This window comes from Mesorhizobium sp. M1E.F.Ca.ET.063.01.1.1 (assembly GCF_003998155.1).
In the GTDB taxonomy this organism is placed as follows: Bacteria; Pseudomonadota; Alphaproteobacteria; order Rhizobiales; family Rhizobiaceae; genus Mesorhizobium.
This window is the reverse complement of sequence record NZ_RZSC01000497.1, coordinates 1-4484: the sequence shown is the minus strand read 5'-3', so window position 1 is coordinate 4484 and position 4484 is coordinate 1. Positions and strand designations below refer to the sequence as shown.

Genomic DNA, 4484 nt, shown 5'->3' with positions numbered 1-4484 from the left:
TGAGCCGCGCCGAGGGCGCGATCACGCTTGGCGCCGCCGGCCGTCCGCTGCTGGTGCTGGAGCCGGATGCGTCGGCCAAGCCCGACGATCCGCGCAGCGCCGGCCTTTTCCACACGGCGTTCCTGCTGCCGTCGCGCGCCGATCTCGGCCGCTGGATCAACCATGCCGCGGCCAGCAGGATCGCCATCGAGGGCGCGTCGGACCACTTGGTCAGCGAGGCGCTCTACCTCACCGACCCCGAGGGCAACGGCATCGAGATCTATTCCGACCGCCGTCCGCAGGATTGGAAATGGAATGGCGACACAATAGCCATGGCGACCGAGCGGCTGAACCTGCCCGCGGTCGTCGCTAGCGTGCCGGCGGGTGATGCCGGCTGGCAGGGCGCGCCGGAAAACACCATCGTCGGCCACGTGCATCTGCGCGTCGGCCGCCCGGAAGACGCCGAGGCCTGGTGGCGTGACGAGTTCGGTTTCGACACCGTGGCCAAGTATGGCAGCCAGGCGGTGTTCCTGTCGTCAGGCCACTACCATCACCATATCGGCGCCAACGCCTGGCGCAGCGCCGGCGCCGGCCGCCGCGATCCGGGCCGCTCCGGGCTCGCCTGGGTCGAGATGCGCTCGGACAATGTGACGGCCGAGGCTGCGCGCGAAGATCCCTGGGGCACGGTGATCAGGACTGTGCCGGGCAAGGCGTGATCAACGGCTGCGCCTAGCTGGAGCACCCCTCATCCGTCTCGGCGCTAATGCGCCGATCCACCTTCTCCCACAAGGGGAGAAGGAAGGCTGCGCCGGCGTTACGGCCAATCGCAGACGCTGGTGATTAGCCTGGATGCAGGCGGCAGGTTCCCCCTTCTCCCCTTGTGGGAGAAGGTGGATTGTCGCGCAGCGACAAGACGGATGAGGGGTGTTCCAGCTTGGCGCTAACGGACGCCTTTGCTCGACCTCAAGCCTTTCCGAACACCCGCTTGAAGATCGTGTCGACATGCTTGGTGTGGTAGCCGAGGTCGAATTTTTCGCGGATATCGGCCTCGGGAAGCGCCGCTGTGACGTCTTTGTCGGCAAGCAGTTCCTCAAGGAAATCAGCGCCTTGTTCCCACACTTTCATGGCGTTGCGCTGCACCAGCCGGTAGGCGTCCTCGCGTGACACGCCGGCTTGCGTGAGCGCCAAAAGCACGCGCTGCGAATGCACAAGGCCGCGGAACTTGTTCATGTTCTTCAGCATGTTGTCGGGATAGACGAGCAGCTTGTCGACGACGCCGGTGAGCCGCGCCAGCGCGAAGTCGAGCGTTACCGTCGCGTCCGGGCCGATCATGCGCTCGACCGAGGAATGCGAGATGTCGCGCTCGTGCCAGAGCGCCACGTCCTCCATGGCCGGCATGGCGTAAGAACGAACCATGCGGGCAAGGCCGGTCAGGTTCTCGGTCAGCACCGGGTTGCGCTTGTGCGGCATTGCCGACGAGCCTTTCTGTCCCGGCGAGAAATACTCTTCCGCTTCCAGCACCTCGGTGCGCTGCAGGTGGCGGATCTCGATCGCGAGGCGCTCGACCGACGAGGCGATGACGCCGAGCGTGGCGAAGAACATGGCGTGGCGGTCGCGCGGGATGACCTGCGTCGACACCGGCTCCGGCTTCAGGCCGAGCTTCTTGGCCACATGCTCTTCGACATAGGGATCGATGTTGGCGAAGGTGCCGACCGCTCCCGAGATGGCGCAGGTGGCGATGTCTTCCCGCGCATGCGCCAGCCGCTCGCGGCAGCGCGAGAATTCGGCATAGGCTTGCGCCAGCTTGACCCCAAAAGTCGTCGGCTCGGCATGGATGCCATGGCTGCGGCCGATGGTGACGGTGTCCTTGTGCTCGAAGGCGCGGCGCTTGAGGGCCGCGAGCAGCGCGTCGATGTCGGCAAGCAGGATGTCGCTGGCGCGGGTGAGCTGTACCGCAAGGCAGGTATCGAGCACGTCGGACGACGTCATGCCCTGGTGGATGAAGCGGGCGTCCGGTCCGACGAATTCGGCGAGATGGGTGAGGAAGGCGATGACGTCGTGCTTGGTGACGCGCTCGATCTCGTCGATCTTGTCGACATCGAATTTGGCGGCGCCGCCCTTTTCCCAAATCGTCTTCGCAGCCTCTTTCGGGATGACGCCGAGTTCGGCCAGCGCGTCGCAGGCATGCGCCTCGATCTCGAACCAGATGCGGAACCGGGTTTCGGGCGACCAGATGGCGACCATTTCCGGCCGGGAATAGCGAGGGATCATCGTTTCTGAGTCCTGCTGGGAGAAGCTTCGGCCGCGTCCTAACAGAGGCCGGCCCAATGCTCAACGCCGCCGTCGCGCAAACCAGATGCTGGCAGCGACAAGTGCCGCGAAACCGAGCGGAAAGTAGAGCCGCACACCCAGGACGACGAACTGGTAGAGCGCCGTCAGCACGGTGAAGACGAACTCGAAGGCCCAGGTCAGCGTGAAGGCAGGCGCGTGCCACTCGGCATAATAGGAGCGGTATTGCAACGCGAACAGGCCTGCGGTGAAGGCGAGCGTGGCGCCGAGCAGGCACACGAATGCGGCGGCAAGCGCGGTTTCCCAGTGGCGGCCGCGCGATACCAGCCTGGCGAGCGTCAGCCCGACCGGAAAGGCAAGCGCGCCGCCGATGAAATACAAAAGCACGACGAAGCGGATCCTGTCAGGCGTCTCCCAGTAGTAGAGATTGACGCAAGCGCTGGCCGCCATCGCAAGGCCCCACAGCAGCGCGCCTAAGACTGCCGTGCGCGGCGCTGGCAGCGCCTCACGTGGGCCCCGGGCGGCGGCGCAGGGAAACTCGCTCGAGCGGTGTCACAGGCGGCCAGTCACTGCGATCCAGCGATAATCCGGCCCTTCGAAGCCGTATTGGCGAACCGCGATCAGCACCGCATAGGCGCTGAGGCCTTGCATCGAGAAGGTCTGCACCGCGCCGATCCGGTAGCCGTTCGGGCAACCTCGGCTTTTCGGAATGGACTTGTCCTCGTGCAGGAGCTGCGTCTTGCCCCCATCCTTGGCCTCGATACGGAGCAGCCGGAAGCCGTTAATCTCGCCTTGGCTCTGGCAGCCCTCGGTGTCGTTCATGGGAATCTCGTCGAGACGAAACTCGAGCGGATCGTCGACCGGGGAAAAGATCGGCCGCGGGTTAACTGCCATCCGGTAGGGATCGGCTGAAAGCTCGGTCACAGCGTTGAAACCGGCTGTGATGCCGCGATTGGCGGTGAGTTCGGCCTGGCTGACGATAGCCTCGCCTTTCTGCTTGGCTTGAAGACGTGCCGCATCAAGCGTTGCAGCCTCGTCGTCGAGGCGGATCCTGATCGGGGTGCCTTTAAAGAATATGTCGGTCGCGGTGTCGATGTAATAGCGGTTGGAATAGGGGAACCCCGAACCGTCCTGAACGCCGTATTCCTCGAAAGCGAAGATGCCGCCATCCTGGCTGAAGCCCAGGATTTCAAGGTCGGCGACATCGCCGGCCGTGGCCGTGGACTGCGTCGCAAGCTGCGCAAGCAGCCAGATCCACATCAGGACAGGAATTCGCACGGACCGTTCGCTCCATCAGACTGGGACTACGTCATGCCTATCACGGCATGGTGAATGAGACGTGCTGCTCGATGCATCCAATCCGGCGCTCGTTTGTTATTGTCGGCCGTCTCACATCGACAGGGGGCGCGGCCATCCAACGGAGGACCAGCATGACCACCGACATCAGCAAGATACGCGAGCATATGGAAGTGATCGGCGCCGATGGCGTTCATATCGGCACCGTCGACAAGGTCGACGGTCAGCGCATCAAGCTGACCAAGGCCGACAGCGGCATGGGCAGGCACAGGGGCCATCACCACTACATTCCGCTCAGCCTGGTCGCGGAGATCGATGGAAATAAGGTCTGGCTGTCGGCGAATTCGGATGTCGCGGTGACTTTCGAGGAAGAGAAGTCCAACCCGACCTGACCGGAAACGTTGGGTTTGCTTTAACGCAATTCCGGACGGAAAACCGCTACACACTTTTCCTGGAATTGCTCTAGCGCGAGGACCAGACCGGAAACAGATCGCCGTCGGCGGGCGTCGCCGCATAGACGCCGCGGCTGATGGCCCGCGCCATGGTGGCGCCGGCTGTCGCGTAGAGATCGATTGCGGCGTCCGCTTCGAGCTCGATGCCGCTCCTTCCGGTCGCCAGCGCGAAGACCAGGTCGCCGTCGGCCGGCGTGTGCGTCGGCCAAATGGCGCGGGCGAAGCCGTCATGCGCCGAAATCGCCAGCCGCTTGGCCGCAGCTTTGGTCAGAACCGCGTCGGTGGCGATGACGGCAATCGTCGTGCTGCTGCCTTCCGGCCGCGCCCCGACGCGTCTATCTCGGTATTTCAAGAGTATTTTCCTGGCGTCTTCCGGCATCGGATCGGGATAACCCAGGCCGCCGAATTCGTCGCCGATCTCGAAGGGGGCCGCCCAGAAATGGCGGCTGCGGCCAACCGTCACCGAAC

The 4484-nt window shown here is 64.2% G+C and carries 6 protein-coding genes; 2 read left to right on the top strand and 4 right to left on the bottom strand.

The features are described 5' to 3' along the window. On the top strand, positions 1-695 hold a 695-nt coding region (locus EOA29_RS26325), incomplete at its 5' end, for a VOC family protein (protein WP_145969804.1). A 247-nt stretch (positions 696-942) separates the two neighbouring features. Here the strand turns inward: EOA29_RS26325 and purB are convergent. From purB to EOA29_RS26310, 3 genes are all read right to left on the bottom strand, one after another. Continuing rightward, the gene (purB, locus tag EOA29_RS26320) at positions 943-2250 is read right to left on the bottom strand and encodes an adenylosuccinate lyase (RefSeq protein ID WP_126093626.1); all 1308 of its coding nucleotides are present in this window, start codon (positions 2248-2250) and stop codon (positions 943-945) included. 60 nt (positions 2251-2310) lie between these two features. After that, complete coding sequence (locus EOA29_RS26315; protein ID WP_245464660.1) at positions 2311-2718, bottom strand: hypothetical protein; 408 nt, start codon at positions 2716-2718, stop codon at positions 2311-2313. Between the two features lie 102 nt (positions 2719-2820). Further along, positions 2821-3546: a DUF2259 domain-containing protein gene (locus EOA29_RS26310; RefSeq protein ID WP_126093628.1), complete on the bottom strand. Its 726-nt coding sequence runs from the start codon at positions 3544-3546 to the stop codon at positions 2821-2823. A 152-nt stretch (positions 3547-3698) separates the two neighbouring features. Here EOA29_RS26310 and EOA29_RS26305 point away from each other — a divergent pair, with 152 nt between their 5' ends. Continuing rightward, a complete protein-coding gene (locus EOA29_RS26305; protein ID WP_126093629.1) occupies positions 3699-3956 on the top strand; it encodes a DUF2171 domain-containing protein in 258 nt (85 codons plus the stop codon). Positions 3957-4026: 70 nt separating this feature from the next. Here EOA29_RS26305 and EOA29_RS26300 read toward each other — a convergent pair. Next, on the bottom strand, positions 4027-4484 hold a 458-nt coding region (locus EOA29_RS26300), incomplete at its 5' end, for a P1 family peptidase (RefSeq protein WP_189478995.1).

Coding starts and splice junctions, on each gene's coding strand:
- purB (WP_126093626.1), bottom strand. CDS start 2,250: ATGATCCCTCGCTATTCCCGGCCGGAAATGGTCGCCATCTGGTCGCCC.
- EOA29_RS26315 (WP_245464660.1), bottom strand. CDS start 2,718: ATGGCGGCCAGCGCTTGCGTCAATCTCTACTACTGGGAGACGCCTGAC.
- EOA29_RS26305 (WP_126093629.1), top strand. CDS start 3,699: ATGACCACCGACATCAGCAAGATACGCGAGCATATGGAAGTGATCGGC.